Below are 20,465 nucleotides of genomic sequence, written 5' to 3' on the forward strand. Positions count from 1 at the left end.
GGGAGGACAAACATGAAGAGTAAGAAATTTTTATTGCCGATGAAACTGCAGTTTTTCTCAGAGGATCCAGAAGGCGGCACACCTCCAGAGGGTGGACAAGGTGAAACACCACCTGATCCAGAAAAGCCAGAGGGTGGAAAAACCTTTTCTCGCGATGAAGTATCCAAAATGCTGAATGCCGAACGTGACAAAATCAAAAAAGAGCTTGAAGACAAACAGGCCGAAGCAGAAAAACTCGCTAAAATGAACGCCGAAGAAAAAGCGAAGCATGAGAAGCAACAGCTCGAAGAGAAAGTCGCTAAGCTTGAGCGAGAAGCAGCTTTGAAAGAAATGGCGTCAGAAGCATCTAAAATGCTGTCAGAAGCTGAGTTGCCGCACGATGAGGATTTGATCGAATTGGTTACTAGAGAAGATGCAGAAGAAACAAAACAGGCGATAGAAGTGATTACCTCGTTTGTCTCTAAGATCAAGAAAGAAAATGCACGCCAAACACCACCTGCTGCAGGAGGACAGTTTTCTAGCAGCGACAAAAACAGGAACACCACCAAAGCTGAAATGGCTAAGGAAGTAAGAATTATCAAATAGGAGGATTTGCACATGAAAAACAAACGCTTAATGAACATGAATCTCCAGTATTTCGCACAAACTTGGAACCCGGATCACGTCTTAGTCCACGAAATGAAGGACGGGACAATCCCAGATGAATACAACACATTAATCTTAAAAGAAACGATGGAAAACTCGAAGGTGATGCAGCTAGCACGATTTGAGGAAATGCAGGGCCGAGAAAAGAAATTTGAATTCTTTGCCGAAGGACCAGGCGCATACTGGGTCGGCGAGGGTGAAAAAATCAAAACCAGCACAGCTAAATGGCTACAAGTCACAATGGAGACACGGAAACTCGGGGTCATCCTACCCGTATCCCGAGAATATTTGAACTACAAGATGTCGGACTTTTTTGCACAGATGCATCCGCGGATTGCCGAAGCATTTTATAAAAAGTTTGACGAAGCGGTGTTGTTAGACATTAATAACCCGTTCAATCAATCCATGCAAGAATCGGTGTCAGAAGCAGGAAATATTGTCACTGGACCTTTAGACTTTGATACGATTTTAGATTTAGAAGACACGCTAGAAGAGCACGAAATCGAAGCGAACGCCTATATCTCTAACCGTAAAAATCGACGCGAATTGCGAGAAGCGTCTAAGGTAATCGGCGGCAATACAGAATTAGCATATGATCGAAGCAACAATACGATCAACGGTTTGCCCGTTGTTGATTTTGCTTCGCTACCAAAAGGTGAGCTATTTGCAGGCGATTTTGATTACATGCGCTACGGTATTCCGTATAACATCAATTTTAAAATCTCAGAGGAAGCTCAGCTATCTACCATCAAGAATGAAGATGGATCTCCTGTTAACTTGTTTGAGCAAGAGCTATTTGCGTTGCGTGCTACGATGGATGTCGCATTTATGATCATTAAAGACGAGGCTTTTGCCAAAATTGAGCCTGACGAAGCCTCAGAGAAAACACGATCAGGCAAAGATCTTAATAAATCCGAAATCAAGATGATCTTAGATGAGCAAGGTATTGATTATACGGATAAGGACACAAAAGACGAGTTACTTGCAAAGCTAGGTGAGTAATATGTCGGTGAGTGAAGACGTTAAAACCTTATTATCTGGTACCGTAGAAGAAAGGCTCACTACAATTGAAAAAAGAACAAAAGAGCGTCTGACATCACTGTTGGGCGCTTCTGATTTGCCCAAAGAATTTGAGTCTATTCTTTATGAGGTAACCTTGAAACGATTCAATCGTATTGGACAAGAGGGAATGACCTCGTTTGACCAAGAAGGACTTAAAATGACCTTTCCAGAGTCAGATTTTGCCGAGTACGACCGTGAGATTGAAGCGTATAAGCGTAAAGAACTTGATGAGTTTTTTAAGCCACGCAGAGGAAGGATTGGATTCTTTTGAGATATAACGATGAAGTAGTGTTTGTAAAAAAACTGACTAAAGATGTTTATGACACCGATTCTTCATTGTGGATATCAGGGGAAGAAGAAAGAAAAAACATTCAAGCAAATGTAACGGATGTTGGAACAACTCAGTCTGTGGAGATATTCGGAGATATCCAGCAAGGTGCCAAAGTGATTCGACTAATGCCCTTGGAACAGGTACCAATTTTTGATCACATTGAATTTGAAAGTAAAGCTTATAAATTAATCAAACAAAAGCAACCCGCCAGTCGAAGCACGTTGATTGTAAAAGAGGTGACTCTAAATGGTTAAAGGGCTACAAATTAAAGGACTTCGAGCACTGGATCAAAAACTTGCTAGAAACATTCAGATGAAGGAAGTTCGTCAGATTATTAGAACAAACGGCGCAGAAATGAACGAAACCGCACAAAGAAAAGCCCCGGTTGACACTAGCTTCTTAAGACGCTCAATTAATTTTAGTATGTTGGATAGCGGTTTTACAGCTATGTCGATGGCAGGGGCTGACTATGCAGGGTATGTGGAATGGGGAACCCGATTTATGTCCGCCCAGCCATATATGAAACCGGCATTCATCAGTCAGAAGGTTCGTTTTCTAACTGATTTAAGGAGGCTTGTAGGATGATTAAAAAAATGCCCGATCAAGAGATTTTTGATGAAGTATACAAGCTCTGCCGAAGGTTCACAGAAAATGTTTTTGATCATCGCCCTGCCAACGAAACATCTTATCCTTTCGTTGATATAGGAGCCACCTATATTACTAACTTCCCTACCAAATCAGCAATAAAAGGGACGGTAACGATCGATCTAAATGTATGGGGTTTGGCGCAACAAAGAAAATCTGTTTCTGATTTAGCTAATCAAATATTTTTAGCATCCTTAGAAATGAGAGAAACACCGAACTATTTCATATCTACTGATATACAATCATCAACAATCACATTAAGAGAGGATAACAGCACTAATACCAGACTTTGGCGTGGGATGTTAAGCCTCTCTATAAATTTTTAGGGGGAATTAAAATGGTAAAAGACACACAACCTATTGGTAAAACAACAGCAAAGACCACTACAGCAACTGAATTGCAGGCCGTAAAGGGGATCGATGTTATCCTCCTGTTCCGTCTTCTAAAAGATGCAGAAAAAGAACCTGCTGGAAAGCTTGCTTTTCAAACAGATCATGAACATGGCAAGACAAAAGATAGTGAATCTACACCAACTAAAGATGGTCCTATTCGAGTTCCTGGAGTTTTGGATATCAGTTTTTCTTGTACGTCTATTTTATCGTTAGGTGATCCAATGGTAGATAAATTGGAAGAGGCTTTGGATAACGATGATATTGTCGAAATCTGGGAAATCAACAAAGCAGAATCAAACGGGAAGGGTAAATTTAAGGCTACTTATTACCAAGGCTATGTAACTGGGTTCAGTAAAAGCCCGGCAGCCGAAGGGAATGTTGAGTTGTCGTTAGATTTTGGTGTCAATGGGACTGGCGCAAAAGGATTCGCAACGCTGACAGATGACCAATCTACGATTGTTCAATACGCTTTCCGAGACACTATTGCAGGAAGCAAACCTGAGCCGGAGCCAGAAGAAAAATAAAATAATAATACAGAGGACCAAGCAAAATTTTGTTTGGTCTTTTTTTTGGAGGGAAATCATGGAAATCACAATTAAAGAAAAAGTATATAATTTCGTATTTGGATTTGGCTTCTTACAAGAAATCAACCGACGTAATCAAGTGTATTTGGATAACGGCGTCACAATGAATGCAGGTGTAGAAAATACCGTTTTTAATCTTTTAGGCGGAGATACAGAGACATTGATTACCGCATTACACATTGCTAATGCAACAGAAAAACCACAGATCAGTATCGATGATCTAGCGGAACATATCGCTGAACATGAAGACACAGATTTCTTCACCATGGTATTCGATGAGTTAAAAAAGTCGGTATTTACCAAGAAAAAAGCGACCGAAATAGAAAAGGAAATGCAGAAATTCGAGAAGCGAGCCAAAGTGAAGGCACGCAAGAACAAGTAGATTTTGAAACAATGTATGAGCAAATTAAGCTAAATTGTATTCGCTATTTAGATGTCTTTAGTTTCATAGAAATTGGGCGCATGACGATAGCCGAATATAAGCTACGCATGAAGGCTGCACGATTGAAAAAGCTTGATGAGGATAATTTTATCCATCGTCAAGCTTGGTTAGTTGCACAAGCGCAAGGATATGACAAAAAAGGAAAGCCTATTTTTAAGACATTCAAGGAATTCTTCGATTTCCAAAAGAATGAAAATATCATTTTGGGGATTGATGAAGAAGAAAACTTGAAACAAGAGATCTTAAAGGATGAGAATTTTGTGAATATGCTTATTCAATCAAATACAACGGAAGAAGGTGGTTAGCAATGGAACAGTATAGTGTTAAAGCGATTCTTTCTGCTATAGATAGCGGTTTTACCAGCACAATGGGCGGTGCAAAGAAATCTATGTCTGGTTTAGAAGACAATACACAAAAAACGAACATGTCAATCATGAAAATGGCTGCAGGAGCTGCTGTTTTTAAAGGATTAACAATTGCAACAAACGTGCTAACCGCCTCCGTTGGTAAAGCAGTCGATCGCTACGACACCTTAAACTCGTATCCACGTGTGTTGGAACAATTAGGTTACAGCACCATGGAAGCTGACAGCTCTACCCGTAAGCTATCAGAAGGAATTAACGGTCTGCCTACATCACTAGATGAGGTTGTTAGCACTGCACAGCGCTTAACGATCTTAACTGGGAATTTAGAGGATTCAACTGACTTGACTATTGCACTAAATAACGCTTTCCTTGCGAGCGGATCCTCATCAGCGCAAGCGTCACGAGGCACAGAACAATACATCACCATGCTTAGTCGTGGTGAGGTTAATCTGACATCGTGGCGAACACTGCAGGAAACGATGGGCTATGCCTTGAGTGAGACAGCGAAAAAAATGGGAATAGCTTCAGGAGACGCAAACGAACTTTATGATGCTCTTAATGATGGACTGTTCACTTTTGATGAATTTAGCGCAGCGCTGATTGAATGTTCGGAACAAGCAGGAGGTTTTGCAGAAGTCGCTTTGACAGCTTCTGAGGGTGTCCGTACATCGTTTGAGAATGTGAAGACCTCGGTTGTACGTAACCTAGCCAATATCATCGAAGCTTTTGACGACATGCTTGTCGATGTGACTGGGCTTAATATTGCTGGTCATTTGAACAAACTAAAAGATGTGGTGGACACCTCTATGGGTGCTATGACAAAGGTAATTAAGGTTTTTGGTTCAACTTTGTCTACACTTTTACCGATTGTAAAACCTTTGACACCTGCACTGGTAGGGATGGCTACTGCAATTGCGGTTAGTAAGGTCGTATCAAAAGCCAACAATGCAATTGCTGGGTATCGGATTACCCTAGCAGCATTTAACGCGACAACACTTTCAACGAGCAGTGCAGTTGCCGCAGCTACTGCCAAGAAAAAAGCTCATACGATTGCGACGCAACACGGGATTAGTGTGACAAAAGCAAGATTGGCAGCTGGAAAACTCGTAACCGCAGGGTACGCAAAAGAGACAGCGGGGATTAAGATGATCACTGCCGTTCAAAGCGCTTATAATGCCGTAAAATTCCGAGCACTTGCTGACAGCAGAGCAGGGGTCGCAATAAATGCGCTTGATATGGCTTCAGCAGCGGCAAAAATTGCAGTAGATAAAGCCAAGTTGGCTATCACAGTAGCCAATACTGCAGCTTCAGCAGCACATAGCAAGGCTATATTAGCGGGAACAGGTGCCACAATCGCATCTACAGCCGCTAACATTGCTTTCGGAAAATCTCTTTTGTTGGCCATGGGGCCAATTGGATGGGTGATTGGTGGAGTCGGGGCATTAGCCGGTGGGCTCTATACTTTGGTCAAACGGTTCGGATCGGGCACTGAGGAAGGTAAGAAATTCAAAAAAGAATTAAAAGACCTTTCGAAAGCCACTGATAAAGCCGTCAATTCGGCGCAAAGTAACGCAGAAGCGCATAAAGAAAACATTACGCAAATTAATGCGAGCGCCGGAGCAAGCCAAAAGCTGGCGAAAAGAGTGCAGGACCTAGCTAACAAAGAAAATAAGTCAGCCGGAGAAAAAGCGCAATTAAAAGCTTTAACAGAACAGTTAAACGATGCTGTTCCCGGACTGAATGCAGCATATGATGAACAAGCAGATAGCTTAAATCTGACCGAAGAAGCTATGAGCAACTACATTGAGACGATGAAAAAACAAGCAGAAGCCCAAGCCTATCAGGACCGATTGAAACAGGCCATTGAGGACGAACTTACCCTCAGAGAACAGCGAAACGCTTTGTTGGTTAAGCAGAAAGAAATTGAAGATGATGGAAACATCTCTCTACGTGAACGTAACAAGCTAGAGAAAGAAGTAGCCGAACAGCTTGGAGAAGTCGAGGGGGCTTTGACAGATGCTACTGCAGCCACAGAATATTATGGCGAAGTTGTCGCAGAAGCGCATGAAAAAGCAGCAAGCGCCGTTGAGAAATCGACAGAACAAGCCAGAATCAGTTTTGAGGACTTGTCTGAATCCCAGCAAGCAGCAGTCTCTACGCTTATTGATCGCTACGATGCCCTTGCTAAGGGAGCTCAGAATGCCTTCGAGAAAATGCGTCATGAAACAGAAGAAACTACACAATCCATGCTCGAAACATTGAATCACAATGCGACGCAAACAGAAAAGTACGGTGAAAACTTAGCAAAGCTTCATGAACGTGCAGGCAAAGGGAGCCATGAGAATTTTACAAAATGGCTTGACACCATGACCGAAGACAATGCGGCCGAGCTAGCAGTGCTAGTTCAGTTGACTGACGAGGAAATGAAGCAATACGAAGAGGCTCTTGAGCGCGGGGCTGCGGCTGGTGTGTCAGCGGCTTCTGCTGAAACCGGACTAGGGTTTGAAGAAATAGCTGAAAAAATAGGTGTGTTTGCCTCTGAAATGCCTAAAACTTTACGAGAAAAAATGGAAGCGGAAATGCCAGGTGTAGGAGCGGCAATTCCTGACGGAATGAAAATAGGAATTGAAGAAGGTAAAGAAGGTTGTGTAGATGCTGCACGAGAAATGATGAATCAGCTTATTCAGGCGTCAAAAGACGAAGCAGGTGTCAATAGTCCTTCACGAGTATACAAAGAAATGGGTGGTCACTTAATCGATGGCCTTGTTCTTGGCATTGATGGTAAGCAATCAAACGGTGTAACTGCTATGCAAAAAGTACTACAAGCTATGCAAAAAGCTGTTGATGCAGAAAGCAAGTCGATGGCAAAAAGTTTTGATCAGATTGTCACAGGAGCTGACAACTCACTTTCTAAGCTTGCAAATGTTGCCAGAAAATCAATGTCCGACATGGAAAGTCAATTTCAGTCGGGATCAAGGACTTCTCAAACTACAATGAGAAATCTGTCAAACCAACTTGTTCAGGCCTTTAATCGCACACCAAGTCAGATGCAGAACATTGGTAGAAACATTATGAATAGCTTAAACATAGGGTTACAATCGCAGCAAGGACGTGTCCAAACAACAGCTAGTCAGACACACACAAGAATCATACAAGCATTCAATCGTACACCAAGCCAAATGCAATCAATTGGTCGAAATAGCATGAGTAATTTAAATAATGGGATGCGATCGACTCAAGGCGGGGCAATCAGCACTGCTTCAAATACTAATAGTCGTATCGTAAGCACATTTAACGGCTTACCAAGTCAGCTTAATCAGTCAGGACGAAATGCCATGGCAGGACTAACTGCTGGTATTAATGCTGGTGCAGGTGGAGCAATTGCCGCTGCTAATCGTGTAGCAAATCAGGTATCAGCAACAATCAACAAAGCACTCGATATTAACAGTCCCTCAAGAGTAACTAAGGAAAGTGGGGCATTTGCATCGGAAGGGCTTGAAGTTGGTCTATTAAGTCGTATTAACAACGTTGCATCAGCTGCAAGACGTGTATCTGATACGCTACTTGATAACATAGTTTCTGGAGTAGACATAGCGGCTAATTTACGTGTGGCTTCGCCTGGAAAAGGACTGGCAGAAAGCAACATCGGAAAAAATCAAATGTTCCTAAATCCTATTCACATTGTAAATAAAATGATTCTTGATGGGGAAGAAATCGCTAGCTCAACTAATCATATTTTAGCTAACGATTATGACAGGTTAAACTATACTGCAGGAGGAGGCATCTATGATTAATTTAAGAGATAATACTAAGTTTTATATTGATGATATTTGCTTCAATGACTTTTTAACTGAAAGATCATTAGATCATTTTATTTTGAAATGTACCCCTCATTTTCCTGACATGAACCATGAATTTGAAACTTTTGCGGCTAGTGATGGACAGAGAATTATAAATAGTCGATTCAATAGCTACCCATTTGAATTAGTTTTTTATACAAAAACAGAAAATAAATATAATACCCAACTGATTATAAATGAGATAAAGGATTTACTGTTTCGTAGAAGTCCATTTTTTATAAGTTATTCATTGGAGCCAGGGAAAAGATTTAAAGTGATCACTGAAGAAATGAAAGAAGAAGTCCAGAATACACGCTTCTCTATTTTTACAGTTTTATTCAATGTATTTGAGGGCCGTTCTGAATCACTCGCAAGTACTCAGTCTAATTTTAACTTAGAAGAGGACTGGCAATTTTCGCAAGGTTTAGCGGCAGAAGAGTATCAATATACTCATGAAACGAGTCGGTTTATTATTTTTAACGGGGGAGATTTCACGATTGATCCCAGAGAACATGACTTAACGATTCGAATCGAAGGGGAATCAGACGGAGAGTTTATCTTGTTCAATCGAACCACCGGTGATCGTTTTATTTATTACCCACCACTGCATCGTCGCTACGGAGAATCTTTAGTGCTAGAAAGTGTCTATCCACGTAAAAATGGGGTCTCTTGCGGCATTGATACGAACCACGGAGTGATCACATTAGCACCCGGCGAAAATCACATGGAATTACAAAATATCAGTCGTGTGAAATCCGAATGGGATTTCCGATTTCTTTATAAGTAGGTGAACCAATGTTAACGATTCGAAATTATGAAGAAACACAAGAAGAACTCCTGACCGATTACGATCAGGGGTCTTTTTATGAAAACTGGCAAATGAACGAAACGTGGGAAGTCGGTTTTGTTATTCGAAAAACAATTCGAAACCGTGTTGTGTATGATTTAGTGACTTACGAGTCTTCTGTCATCTTTCAAGGCCAACAATTTGTCATCAAAGAAATGCAAGAGTCGGCAGTTGGAGAAGCGGTGTATAAAAAAGTTGTGGCCACACATGTCTATTACACGATTCAAGACGGGTATCAATACAATAAAATTACCGGTCGGCGAACCCCGATGCAACTCTTGATGCACATACTAGGAACAGGTGCTCGCGGTTTTACTTGGCAGTTAAGCGGTGGATTTCCAGCAACTGACAAGGAAAACTTTGGAGATGCGAATTATTTACGGTTGATCAATGAAGTCCTACAGGACTTTCGTTTAGTTGTTATTCCGGACAATAAACATTTACGCTTTATGTCCGCCGATGCGTTTGGCAAAAAAGTCCATGAGCCGATTCGATTTAAGCATAATACGGATGAAGTGATATTCGACATTGACACGTACAACTTAAAAACCCAGATTCGTGGATTTGGCGCGTTGAAAGAAGGTGTGGAAACAGATGATCCTCGGGAGAGTGATTATGTTTTCCCTCCAGTCACACTTACCAGTCAAGAATCGGCAAAATGGGGGATTCGAATTCAAGATCCTGTTCGAGATGAACGCTATCATCATCAGGAAAGTATGATGGAACGCTTGAGAAATGACCTACAAGATACACCGAATATTTCAGGTGTCGTTAAGTTGAAGTGGAAGACGCCAATACAAAAAGGCGATCACGTTCCCTTTATTTATGAGCCGATGGGAATTTCTACGTATATTCAAGTAGTTGGGCTTAAAACATTTCCCTTAGTACCGAACAAACCACCTGAAGTGGTTCTCTCGAACACTAAAAAAACAATGACGAAACTATTGGTTCAATTACGACAGAAAGGAGTGGTGTAATGAATTTAAAAGAATTAGTCAGTAATCGGATTTCAAGTGAATGGAAGAAACTATTTAACCATAATGTCCGTGAAACAAAACAAGAAGTCGACTCAATCCATACACAACAGCGTGCCACCAACCAACGAATTTCTAATCTAATCCTTAGTGCCGGAGGAAAATCACCAAATGAAGTGGTAGATGCACGAGTGGATCATGAGGGTACGCTACACCAAACCTTAAACGATCGATTATTAAGCGGCGAACAAGGCGTTGCTAGGCGTATGCGTGAGCTAAAACTTCAATTAGCCAATCAAGGGGCTTCAGTCGAACAGATTAACGAAGTCATTCAACAACTGTTTTCACCTAGTGCAGCCACATTAAACATCTACGTTTCTGCTACACGAGGGGATGATCGGACAGGTATTGGGTCAGAGGAACGACCTTTTCAAACCATCCAAATGGCCGTCAATACGATTCCACTTTTAAATCTTTCTTCGATTACGATCTGGGTAGAAGACGGGGTGTATTTAGAAGATGTCCGAGTAGCGAATATTCAGGGTAGTTCATTGGTTATTCGCACGATTCAAAGTCAAGAAACCTTAGCGCCAGCTACTCATGATTTGCCGGTAAAAGTCAGAAGTATTGGCTTCTTCTTCTGTAGTGGCTATTTTCAAATTTTAGGTATTCAAATAGTGGATACTGCAAATGCTCCTATTTTCCAAGGCAGAAGATATGGGATCATGAATGAGCAAGGCGGTTATATGGCGATCGCTTCTTGTAAATTTGGGGAGTCCACCCAACAAGCGGCTTATAATGCGCTCTATTGTGGCGGGGCATCGAAGATGAATGTTTATGGGCGAACTACTTTTGTGAATCAAGCGCTCGCGATTCATTCACGACTTATGGCAGAAATTAACGTGGGAGATATTTCGGGTTCTGGAAATACCGTAGGTTTTCGTTGTGACTCAGCGACTTTACGAGGAAACACGCCTTCCGGTTTTGCTAGTACAGCGACTCAAACTGCAGGTGTCGGATTGATTGTAACTAAAGGGACGGTGTTATAAATGGAAGAAAATCAGTTTTTTAAGGTGGCAAACAAACCCATTGTTATTGATACGGTCCAACAAGCTATCATCGACAATGGGACCACTTTTTATTCTCATGACCGTGGAACGGCAAAAATCGACTTCTTTTTAAAAAATGAAGGAGTGGCTTTTTCTATCCCGAAAGGAACACTTATTCCAATTCGATTAACGTTTCCTTTGGAGACGGCCGAGGATGGGCTAGCGAGACATGATTATTTAGCTGTGGTAGATGATCCGGTCAATGGTCATGTGCATGTTGTATTAGAAGAGAATATTTTAGGGTATCAGGGAGTTGTAGAGGGTTCTGTTTATGTAAACTTTCCAAATCAACAGTCCCTTGATACTGCTGGACGATTTAGGTTCAGGATCCATCGTAGTCCTTTGGAAGAAACGACAAATGAAATTGATGCCTATTACTTCAATGGGTTTAATTGGTTTGCCCAGCAAGTCGAAGAATTGACGGATTCAACCAAACAGGAGATTGAAAAACTATTTGCTCGAGCAAATGACCAATCGGTTAGTTTGGAAGAAAAGGTAAAAATGCTGGATGAAAAAATTAATCAAACTGAGCAACAAATCAACGAGCTAGGTAATCTAAAACGGATGTACTCAAACAGCATTGATTTAGGTAATTACGACTATTCAGGGAATGCCAATTTGTTACCAAAGATTACAGCTGCTCATTTTACATCGGGAAATGGAGCTACGGTTGAAGATGGACCAGATGGCGAGATCATTTTTACGTTAGATGGATCTGCACAACTAACTAAATTTAATACAAGCATGCGTTTACCCGCTCTTCAAAATGGCAAGAGATACACCATCAGCGCCGAGATTATGTTACATGAAGGTTTAGAGGGAGATGCCTCTAATATTCGATTAACTAATACCTACGTACCAGGTGGAAATATTATGTTATCTACAGTTAGACCTCTCCCGACAGCTACTAATATCTGGCATACGATTAGTGGTACGCAAATAGCAACTTATGCGACTACACTGCCTCAACAGTGGTATGTAGTCTTACAAGATGTTACAGCCTCGAGTCGAATTAAGGGGAAAATTTCTCTTCGAAATATAAAGATAGAAGAAGGAGCGGTTGTTACGCCTTATCAACCCAATCTATTAATTGCTCCTTACCAGATTTCGAAGATTTCCTTGAACAAAAACCTAGCAAATAAAGAACAAGCTTTCCCGATAAGTAGTCGACAGTATTTAGTATATTCTGCTGAAATGATTGAACCATTTATTGCTAATCAAACGTATACATTAACTTTGAAAGGAACCAAGCTAGGTACACAATCATTTAGGGTATACACAACTGGTCCCAATAGCACTTCTAATATTGGTGACATGGAAATAGTAGAAGGTTTAGCAGATACATGGAGACTCACTTTCACACCAACATCTGCTAATTTGAATGGGAGTGTTTCACCTAGCACGTTACAAATTTATCAATTTCCTCAAGCAACAATGGGGCAAGTAACGATTGACTCATTGAAAATAGAAAAAGGAGGGATAGCTACTCCCGATATTTCTGAGCACAAGTACTTTGGTGAAGGTATCAAAGATAGCAATAATCCATACGACTACAGCTGGGATGTCACACCTGAATACACTGAAAAAAGGTTGAATGACAAAGTAAGTCTGACAGATCCACAATCTATTGAAGGGACAAAGGATTTTCTTGAACAGCCTTATATTGAAGGTGAACGTATATCAACTGAAACCTTTGGAATCTCCTTAATTGGTGGAAGATTAACAGGAGTACCCGTTTCAGATGGGACTGTTTTAAATTGGGGTAATCCGTATGCTTATGATAATGAGCGATCAAAAACGAATGATTTATTTACACTATCTGAAGACAATAAAACTTTAACGATTCTAAAAAACTGTGCGCTCCAATTTGTCGGTAAATTTACCTGTCAAACGAACGATGCCAGTTACCATGCTTATCTTGGGATGCGTGTAAACGGAGCCAGCGATTGGCGTGTAGCTGGTATTGCTGGTTCATTGAATTGGCGCAATGATGTTGGCTGGTTTTGTGTAAGAAAGTTTAATGCTGGAGAACGTGTCACGCTTGTGACAGAAACTAATTTTACCACTGCTTCAGTGAATAATTGGGGTGTTGATCAAGTGTATATCAAAGAAGTTTTGGCAACATAAAAGGAGGAAAATATGAAATCAATTTGGCAGTATGGACGAACAGGCGGGAAGTATGTTGGGAAAGTCTTGGACGATAGTGTGATATCTGTTCCGTATACAGATGTCCCACCATTAAAAGGAATTGAATTAGCAGATCAGTTTTTTATTCCGACAGAAAACCGTTGGCAAGAATTAGAAAACGCAACACTTCGTGAAAAATTGGAAAATCTTGAATGTTTGTATGAAGAATTAAAAAAGCAAGATGAATGTAAAGGTGAACAGATTCAACAGATGGGACAACTGAATGCCACACTCATGATGAATGATATCCAACTTGCCAATCAGTTGGCCGAAGTAAGGGAGGCGCTCCAAGATGTTTAGCTATGAACAAATTGAACGAATGTACCGGCAAGGTTTTTTCACTGCCGAACAAGTCCGGGTATTTGTGCCGTTAGCAATTTCTGAAAAACAATTAAAAAAACTACTGACTGAAGTAGAATAGGCGGTGACTTATGGAGGGAATTACTATCGGGGAGTGGATCGCGATTATAACACTCGGTGGATCGTTGATAGTGGGTGTGGCGAAATTTTATGCGATGTTCACGAAACTTGATCACACGTTAGGAAAATTAGAAAAGACGATCATCCGTGTAGAAAAAAGTCAGATTGACTATGGCAATCGGCTTTCAATTATTGAAGAACAAATCAGATCTATTTTTAAGCAAATTGGAAAGGAGAGAAAATAACATGACAGAAATCTTAGCTGCTTCAAGTATTATTACACCACTAGTCGTAGGTGTCACAGGGTTAATCAAAACACAAATGAAGAATTACAAACTCTTACCCGTGATCAATGTGATTGCGGGTATTTTGTTAGGTGTGCTTTACGCAGTGAACTTAGCACCACAAGATTTAGCAATCTACGCATGGGCTGGGGCTGTTTCAGGGTTAGCCGCTGGCGGATTATTTGATTTAGGAAACAGTGTTATTCAGTCGGAAGAATGACAAATTAGCAAAGGAAAAACACAGCCAAAGGGCTGTTTTTTTATAAAAAAATTAGGAGGAATTGATTATGACAAAAATTGTAGATTTAAGAGGCGATTCAAGAATTTTAGGACCAACCAATGCCAAAAGAAATGTTTCTCAAGTAACTAAAATTGCTCGTCATCATTCTGCAACATCTACTGGAGACGTTTGGGCGTTTCAGAATCATTGGAATGGCACATTGGGCTGGGGGACAGGCGGGTATCATGAAATCATTTTACGAGATGGTACCGTTCAATGGTGTTACTTCGATAATGATGTGACAAATGGTGTGGGCGGGCATAATACACCAACTTACCATATTTGCCTTGTTGGAAATAGTTCATTTACAGCCGAACAAGAAAAAGCATTTGAAGAACGAGCAAAGGCGGCGATGCAACGTTTTGGTTTATCCGTCAATGATGTATTAGGGCATAACGAATTTAGCGGTCATACCTCGAATATCTGCCCAGGCATTAACATGAATACGGTTCGTGAACGATTACGAGCGGGGAATAACTTAACCCATGATCAAATTATCTTAGCGAGCCCCCCAAAAACGAGTGGGAATTATGTAGGGAAGTTAGAAGTGTTTAATGAGCTACAATTGGGAATCTTCCGGATTGCTGGGTGGTTAGTGCCAATCAATGGTGCAGCGTATTTAAATCAGGGATACGTCTTCTGGATGGATGCCGACAATCCAAATGTCGAAATTGGGCGTTGCAAATCAGCCGGTATTATCAGAGATGATGTGAATGCAGCCTATGGATTACCTAGTGGCCTGCGATTTGGTTTGGATGGCACACTAGATATCCGTAAATTTGCAGGGAAAAGAGTCTTTCCGATGTTGCGACGAACAAACGATCCGAACGGAAATACGATCAATGGACAAACAATCGACATTCGATTTCCTGAGTATGTTTTGACGATTCCTAAGCGATAAAAAATAGCCCTCGCCTGATGTGCACACCTTAAAACTAGATTTTAATTCTAACTTTTTGGGGTGTATATCGAGTTAGGGGCAGTACATATAACATTAACTTCTTATTAATAATTTATACTCTGGTTTGACTTCATACAGATCTAAAGGTATGATTTGTTTAATTGGTAATTTCAAGGAGAACTTGTGTGGGTAAAAATGAGAACTATGCCAAATCGATAAAAAATTGGCTAACGGTTATATCTTCTGTAACATTTATAGTGAATACATTTCAAGTATCAGAAATCGAATCAGTTTTTTTGTATTCCTTTACTTATTTATCATCTATTGGGTTAGCGTTTTACAATTTATCCCCAAAGGGTGGCCAAGCTAAAACCAGGCGTGTGAGAATGGTACAAAGCGCAATAGCCTGCGTAGCCTTTAACATTATAGGAAATATAGTTGGGGGTCTTCATCCAATAGTGAAATTAATTATGTTATACATAATAAAAGCAGCATATCTGATATTTGCTTCTTTAGCGATCATTTATACTTTTAAAGACGATTCTGATTTGGATACGGTTGAAGAAAAAAATGTTAGAATAAATGTAAGAAGAAAATTGCAAGAAAAAGAAGAAGCAAAGCCGTTTGAGGTTAGAGAGAAAAAGAAAGATGAGAAGAAGCGATTTCGGAAATTCATCTCGAATAAAAAGGTTTCTAAGGAGGACATAAAATGAATACTATTATAATCGTCTTGGTTTCCATGTTGATTTATTATAGTGGGCTTATGTATCTATCTTATTCAGCCTTCAGAAAAAGTAAAATAAAAATAGGTTTTGTAACTATGCTTTTTATACCAATTTTTATTCTTAAGAATTACATTATGATCGCATATAAACATAAAGACAATTCAAAAATTAGAAATCATGCTATTTTAGAGTTTTTCTTCGGATATAATACAGGACTAGCTATATTAGTTGAAGTAGTGCGCTTTGGATTTGAGAAAAAATACATTACATCTGAGAAAAAAGAACGTAACGGTATTTCAACTTTGATTACAAAAGTAAAAGATATTTTTTCTAATACTTTAGACGAGTATTTAGTTTATTAAAAAGTTATTACCAGAAAAAATTCGACAATATAGCAGATATTGGTTTTTATTAGAATAAAGCACATTACTTGAACGATAAATAAAATCATAGTAGTCTAAAGTTGTCCTAGATACTTATGATTTATTTTTCCAAGCCCACTCTCCGGAGTGGGTCTTTTTTATAGTTAAGACCCCAACATATAAAAAACAAAACGCTTGCAATAAACTTTGGTTAGACTTAAACTAGCGATAGGTGCAATTATACAAAGAGAGTATCGATAGCAAAAAACTTTTGGGGAAGTTCATAGCTGCGTATCGATACTCTCTTCTTTAATTATAACATACGTGTTTTATTAGGCAAAATGATCAGTTGAATGACAGATAAAAAGATAGTAATCTTATTGTATCACCCTAACAACATTGCTTTTTTTACATCCCGCTCTTTGGAGCGGGGTACATAAACGAACATATTATTTGAACATAACCTGAAATAGTAGTAAGCTTTACTTAGCCTCACTAATGCGGATTGAATCCTTTAGTGGCCCGCTCTTTTCGAGCGGGTATTTTTTTGTTTAAAATAAGATTCGATCAAAGTTTAAGAATTCTCAGATTAAGACAAGGTACTTGCAATAATCACTGGTTACCCATAAGGTGTGAATAGGCATCATTATAAAAAAGAGTACCAATGGACAAAGTTTTAAAAACTTGGGGAAGTTTTCAGCGTGCGCATTGGTACTCTTTTTATGATTCTATCACATGTGTTTTAAACAGCAAGGAAAGCGTATTACTTGAATGCGGGGTCAAACTCTAGTATTGTGAACTTGACCATATATATTCATATGTTAACGTCCGTGCCACTCTCCGGAGTGGTATACATAAAAGAACATATTGTTTGAATCTAAAACAAATTGATAGTAATATTTAAGTATCCACATCAGACATTCTTTATCCTAAGACAGCCCGCTCTATATGAGCGGGTGTTTTTTTTGTGTTAGTTACATTTATTGGTATTTACTATTGTTTATTACGATCGCGCATCCACGTGAAGTGTTCCATTACGCAGTCCGTTATTCAGCAGCACGGCTTGTCCTTGCTCATAATCATCCTAGCGGCAACGTTCTTCCATCCAAGCAAGACATGCGATTGACACGACGCATCCAGGAATGTGGAGAGATGATGGGGATCGAAGTTCTTGACCATCTGATTATTGGCAGCAAACAATACTTTAGTTTACGTGAAGAAGGATTAATGGAAAAAGAATGATGTAGCTTTCTTGCAAAAAAAAACAACCAAGTGTACAATTATAATGTAATTTTGTTTGGGAATAGAAGTTGAAACATCTGTTGCACCTCTATCGTACACGAGCAATGTTACAATCAAATAAGTGCTTTGGCACGAGGAGGGTATTATTAATGGAAAACGGAACAGTTAAATGGTTCAACGCTGAAAAAGGATTTGGTTTTATCTCACGTGAAGATGGAAGCGACGTATTCGTACATTTTTCAGCAATCCAAGGTGACGGATTCAAAACATTAGAAGAAGGTCAAGCAGTTACTTTTGACGTAGAAGATTCAGATCGTGGCCCACAAGCTACAAACGTTGAAAAAGCGTAATCTATACGAAAATATACTGTTATGAGGCTTGCTTTGTCATGGAGCGAACCAAATAATTGATGACAGAGGTCGAAACCAACGTGTTTCCCTCGAAAAATAAGACGAGACCCACAAAAATTGTTCTTTCATATTTTTGTGGGTCTCACTTTTTTTTTATAAAAAAACCGCGAGTAGGACATTAGTTCTCACCACCTAAAACCGAATAAACGGCGGTAACAGAAGAACCTCTTCAATAAACAAGGCGCCATCCACAAAAAATTGAAGAACAATTTTCGTGGATGGCGCCTTGTTTATCGAGGTTGAACACTTATGTCGCAACCTCGGTTTTAAGTTAGTTTTGATCCGGTGTCATCACCATAGGGATGATCATTGGATGTCTTTCTGTACGATCGAACAAGTAAGGTTGTAATGCACCGACCATCGCTTCTTTTAATTTATGCTCCGAACAGTCGGGGGCATTTAGCACATCACGCAATGCGTGGAACAAAATACGTTGTGCTTCATTGATCATATCCCCTGATTCACGCATATAGACGAAGCCACGAGAAAGGATATCTGGTCCAGCTAGAATCTCTTTTTTCTTGATATCGACAGTTGTCACTGCAAGAACGAGTCCTTCTTCTGAAAGTAAATGACGATCTCGTAAAACAACATTACCGATATCACCGATTCCACTGCCATCGATATAGACATCGCCAGCGACGAATTTTCCAGCTAAACGAGCAGAATCACTTGTTAATGCTAATACATCACCGTTTTCCATGATAAAACAATTCTCAGCTGGTACACCTGTGTCTTGTGCAAGAGAGGCATGGATCTTCAACATCCGAAACTCACCATGCACCGGTACAAAATATTTTGGCTTCATCAAGCGAAGCATCAATTTTTGTTCTTCTTGACCACCGTGGCCAGATGTATGGATATTATTGATTTTTCCATGGATCACTTCAGCGCCAGCTTCAGACAACAAGTTGATCAAATGGTTCACACTTGTTGTATTCCCTGGGATCGGTGAGCTAGAAAAAATCACTGTATCATCTGGTTGGATTTGGATTTGACGGTGGGTACCATTCGCAATGCGGCTCAATGCAGCCATTGGTTCACCTTGCGAACCTGTACATAGGATCATTGTTTCATTTGCAGGCAAACGATTGATTTCATGCGCATCGACAAAGGTACCGTCAGGCACTTTGATGTAGCCGAGACGTTGTCCGTTGACGATCGCATTTTCCATACTACGCCCGAAAACAGCAATTTTTCTACCCGTTGCTACAGCGGCTTCCGCTGCTTGTTGTAGACGGAAGATATTAGAAGCAAAGCTGGCAAAAATGATCCGACCTTCGATTTTCTCAAATATTTTCAAAATAGAAAGGCCAATCGTTTTTTCTGATTTCGTAAACGTTGGAATCTCTGCATTGGTACTATCTGAAAGGAGGCAAAGAACGCCTTCTTCTCCGATACGAGCCATTTTATGCAAATTTGCTGGTTCTCCTACAGGTGTAAAATCGAACTTGAAATCTCCAGTAGCCACGATGTTACCAGAAGGTGTTTTGACAACCACACCTAAAGCATCCGGAATACTATGGGTCGTTCGGAAAAAGCTGACGGATGTTTTTCTGAAACGGATCACAGTGTCTTCATTGATTTCATTTAGCACAGCGTCACGAAGTAAGCCATGTTCGTCCAGTTTATTTGTGATCAAAGCTAAAGCTAGAGGGCCAGCGTAGATCGGGATATTTGCTTGCTTTAATAAGTAAGGTATCCCACCAATATGGTCTTCGTGTCCATGAGTGATCACTAAAGCTTTGATTTTGTGTATGTTTTGTACGATATAGTTGTAATCAGGAATGACGTAGTCAATGCCAAGCAGTTCATCTTCTGGAAACTTGATTCCAGCGTCGATGATAATGATTTCATCTTGGAATTGTACCCCATACGTATTTTTCCCGATTTCACCTAATCCACCAATCGCAAAGACGCCTGTCTCATTATTTTTGATGGAAAGTTTCATCTTAAAACTCCACTAATGTGAATGCTGGGTTTTCTTTTTCGTATTCTAGATGATTACCTTCTAGAAGTTGTACGAATTCGATATTGTATGGGGTATTTTCTTCCACTCGTTGGCGTGCTTCAACATCGCTGTTTGCTTCGATGTATAGCGATTGTGTTTCTTCACGTTTTGGGTTACGGATTTTTGACTCTTGATAATAAACTTTGTAAATCATGGTTTATGTCTCCTTTATCTGCTTAAAGCAGTAATTTAGCGTATTTTTTGGACAACACAAAACGAGGGGACAAGCCACCTGTGTTTTTTTATACTTTAAGAAAAATACTTGATTCTCCTTAAAGAGACAAGCCTCGCATTTGCTTATCCAATTGGAATATTTTTTACTCGGATCCTCTGTATGAAACATACAATAGTTAATTGCTATTCTAGCATAAATCAAGAGATAAGTATAGAAAACGGTCACTGTAAAAT

General features: G+C 40.0%; 24 protein-coding genes and 1 pseudogene. 23 read left to right on the forward strand and 2 right to left on the reverse strand.

Features of this window, described 5'->3' with window-relative positions; translation table 11 throughout:
- Positions 1 to 12 precede the first annotated feature (12 nt).
- From HZ311_RS11575 to HZ311_RS11685, 23 genes and pseudogenes are all read left to right on the forward strand, one after another.
- Entirely contained in the window at positions 13 to 585 is a 573-nt protein-coding gene (locus HZ311_RS11575; RefSeq protein ID WP_178946700.1) for a DUF4355 domain-containing protein, read from the forward strand.
- 12 nt (positions 586 to 597) lie between these two features.
- Positions 598 to 1,647 (forward strand): phage major capsid protein, encoded by a 1,050-nt coding sequence (locus tag HZ311_RS11580; protein WP_178946701.1) that lies wholly within the window; start codon positions 598 to 600, stop codon positions 1,645 to 1,647.
- Position 1,648: 1 nt separating this feature from the next.
- Positions 1,649 to 1,978 (forward strand): phage head-tail connector protein, encoded by a 330-nt coding sequence (locus HZ311_RS11585; RefSeq protein WP_178946702.1) that lies wholly within the window; start codon positions 1,649 to 1,651, stop codon positions 1,976 to 1,978.
- Positions 1,975 to 2,292, forward strand: coding sequence for a hypothetical protein (locus HZ311_RS11590; RefSeq protein ID WP_178946703.1), 318 nt, complete (start codon positions 1,975 to 1,977; stop codon positions 2,290 to 2,292). The genes HZ311_RS11585 and HZ311_RS11590 overlap by 4 nt, the downstream gene beginning before the upstream one ends.
- A complete protein-coding gene (locus tag HZ311_RS11595; RefSeq protein ID WP_178946704.1) occupies positions 2,285 to 2,623 on the forward strand; it encodes an HK97-gp10 family putative phage morphogenesis protein in 339 nt (112 codons plus the stop codon). Before HZ311_RS11590 ends, HZ311_RS11595 begins: the two co-directional genes overlap by 8 nt.
- On the forward strand, positions 2,620 to 3,009 hold the full coding sequence (locus tag HZ311_RS11600) for a DUF3168 domain-containing protein (protein WP_153830317.1): 390 nt from the start codon (positions 2,620 to 2,622) through the stop codon (positions 3,007 to 3,009). The genes HZ311_RS11595 and HZ311_RS11600 overlap by 4 nt, the downstream gene beginning before the upstream one ends.
- A gap of 11 nt (positions 3,010 to 3,020) precedes the next feature.
- Positions 3,021 to 3,599, forward strand: a complete 579-nt coding sequence (locus HZ311_RS11605; protein ID WP_178946705.1) for a phage major tail protein, TP901-1 family — start codon at positions 3,021 to 3,023, stop codon at positions 3,597 to 3,599.
- Positions 3,600 to 3,657: 58 nt separating this feature from the next.
- Positions 3,658 to 4,041: a tail assembly chaperone gene (locus HZ311_RS11610; RefSeq protein ID WP_178946706.1), complete on the forward strand. Its 384-nt coding sequence runs from the start codon at positions 3,658 to 3,660 to the stop codon at positions 4,039 to 4,041.
- Positions 4,042 to 4,052: 11 nt separating this feature from the next.
- Positions 4,053 to 4,406 (forward strand): hypothetical protein, encoded by a 354-nt coding sequence (locus HZ311_RS11615; protein WP_232092487.1) that lies wholly within the window; start codon positions 4,053 to 4,055, stop codon positions 4,404 to 4,406.
- Between the two features lie 2 nt (positions 4,407 to 4,408).
- Positions 4,409 to 8,260: a tape measure protein gene (locus HZ311_RS11620; RefSeq protein WP_178946707.1), complete on the forward strand. Its 3,852-nt coding sequence runs from the start codon at positions 4,409 to 4,411 to the stop codon at positions 8,258 to 8,260.
- The gene (locus HZ311_RS11625) at positions 8,253 to 9,092 is read left to right on the forward strand and encodes a phage tail domain-containing protein (RefSeq protein ID WP_178946708.1); all 840 of its coding nucleotides are present in this window, start codon (positions 8,253 to 8,255) and stop codon (positions 9,090 to 9,092) included. The genes HZ311_RS11620 and HZ311_RS11625 overlap by 8 nt, the downstream gene beginning before the upstream one ends.
- 8 nt (positions 9,093 to 9,100) lie before the next feature.
- On the forward strand, positions 9,101 to 10,129 hold the full coding sequence (locus HZ311_RS11630; RefSeq protein WP_178946709.1) for a phage tail protein: 1,029 nt from the start codon (positions 9,101 to 9,103) through the stop codon (positions 10,127 to 10,129).
- Complete coding sequence (locus HZ311_RS11635; RefSeq protein ID WP_178946710.1) at positions 10,129 to 11,175, forward strand: pectinesterase; 1,047 nt, start codon at positions 10,129 to 10,131, stop codon at positions 11,173 to 11,175. The genes HZ311_RS11630 and HZ311_RS11635 overlap by 1 nt, the downstream gene beginning before the upstream one ends.
- Positions 11,176 to 13,362 carry a BppU family phage baseplate upper protein gene (locus HZ311_RS11640; RefSeq protein ID WP_232092488.1) on the forward strand — a complete coding sequence of 729 codons (2,187 nt, stop codon included), beginning with the start codon at positions 11,176 to 11,178 and terminating at the stop codon, positions 13,360 to 13,362.
- A gap of 12 nt (positions 13,363 to 13,374) precedes the next feature.
- Positions 13,375 to 13,722, forward strand: a complete 348-nt coding sequence (locus HZ311_RS11645; protein WP_178946711.1) for a hypothetical protein — start codon at positions 13,375 to 13,377, stop codon at positions 13,720 to 13,722.
- Positions 13,715 to 13,843 (forward strand): XkdX family protein, encoded by a 129-nt coding sequence (locus HZ311_RS11650; protein WP_178946712.1) that lies wholly within the window; start codon positions 13,715 to 13,717, stop codon positions 13,841 to 13,843. Before HZ311_RS11645 ends, HZ311_RS11650 begins: the two co-directional genes overlap by 8 nt.
- Before the next feature lie 10 nt (positions 13,844 to 13,853).
- Entirely contained in the window at positions 13,854 to 14,087 is a 234-nt protein-coding gene (locus tag HZ311_RS11655) for a hypothetical protein (protein WP_178946713.1), read from the forward strand.
- A 1-nt stretch (position 14,088) separates the two neighbouring features.
- Entirely contained in the window at positions 14,089 to 14,346 is a 258-nt protein-coding gene (locus HZ311_RS11660) for a holin (RefSeq protein WP_178946714.1), read from the forward strand.
- A 67-nt stretch (positions 14,347 to 14,413) separates the two neighbouring features.
- Positions 14,414 to 15,307 (forward strand): peptidoglycan recognition protein family protein, encoded by an 894-nt coding sequence (locus tag HZ311_RS11665; RefSeq protein WP_178946715.1) that lies wholly within the window; start codon positions 14,414 to 14,416, stop codon positions 15,305 to 15,307.
- Between the two features lie 185 nt (positions 15,308 to 15,492).
- Positions 15,493 to 16,020, forward strand: a complete 528-nt coding sequence (locus HZ311_RS11670) for a hypothetical protein (protein ID WP_169058395.1) — start codon at positions 15,493 to 15,495, stop codon at positions 16,018 to 16,020.
- Positions 16,017 to 16,394, forward strand: a complete 378-nt coding sequence (locus tag HZ311_RS11675) for a hypothetical protein (protein WP_169058396.1) — start codon at positions 16,017 to 16,019, stop codon at positions 16,392 to 16,394. Before HZ311_RS11670 ends, HZ311_RS11675 begins: the two co-directional genes overlap by 4 nt.
- Positions 16,395 to 17,399: 1,005 nt before the next feature.
- A pseudogene (locus HZ311_RS11680) lies at positions 17,400 to 17,636 on the forward strand (JAB domain-containing protein); the annotation flags it as partial.
- A gap of 149 nt (positions 17,637 to 17,785) precedes the next feature.
- Positions 17,786 to 17,986: a cold-shock protein gene (locus tag HZ311_RS11685; protein ID WP_010736076.1), complete on the forward strand. Its 201-nt coding sequence runs from the start codon at positions 17,786 to 17,788 to the stop codon at positions 17,984 to 17,986.
- A 331-nt stretch (positions 17,987 to 18,317) separates the two neighbouring features.
- Here HZ311_RS11685 and rnjA read toward each other — a convergent pair whose 3' ends face one another.
- Positions 18,318 to 19,997, reverse strand: coding sequence for a ribonuclease J1 (rnjA, locus tag HZ311_RS11690; RefSeq protein WP_010736075.1), 1,680 nt, complete (start codon positions 19,995 to 19,997; stop codon positions 18,318 to 18,320).
- A gap of 1 nt (position 19,998) precedes the next feature.
- Positions 19,999 to 20,211 (reverse strand): DNA-directed RNA polymerase subunit epsilon, encoded by a 213-nt coding sequence (locus HZ311_RS11695; RefSeq protein ID WP_010736074.1) that lies wholly within the window; start codon positions 20,209 to 20,211, stop codon positions 19,999 to 20,001.
- Between the last annotated feature and the right edge of the window lie 254 nt (positions 20,212 to 20,465).

This window comes from Enterococcus mundtii, from assembly GCF_013394305.1.
Classification (GTDB): Bacteria; Bacillota; Bacilli; order Lactobacillales; family Enterococcaceae; genus Enterococcus_B; species Enterococcus_B pernyi.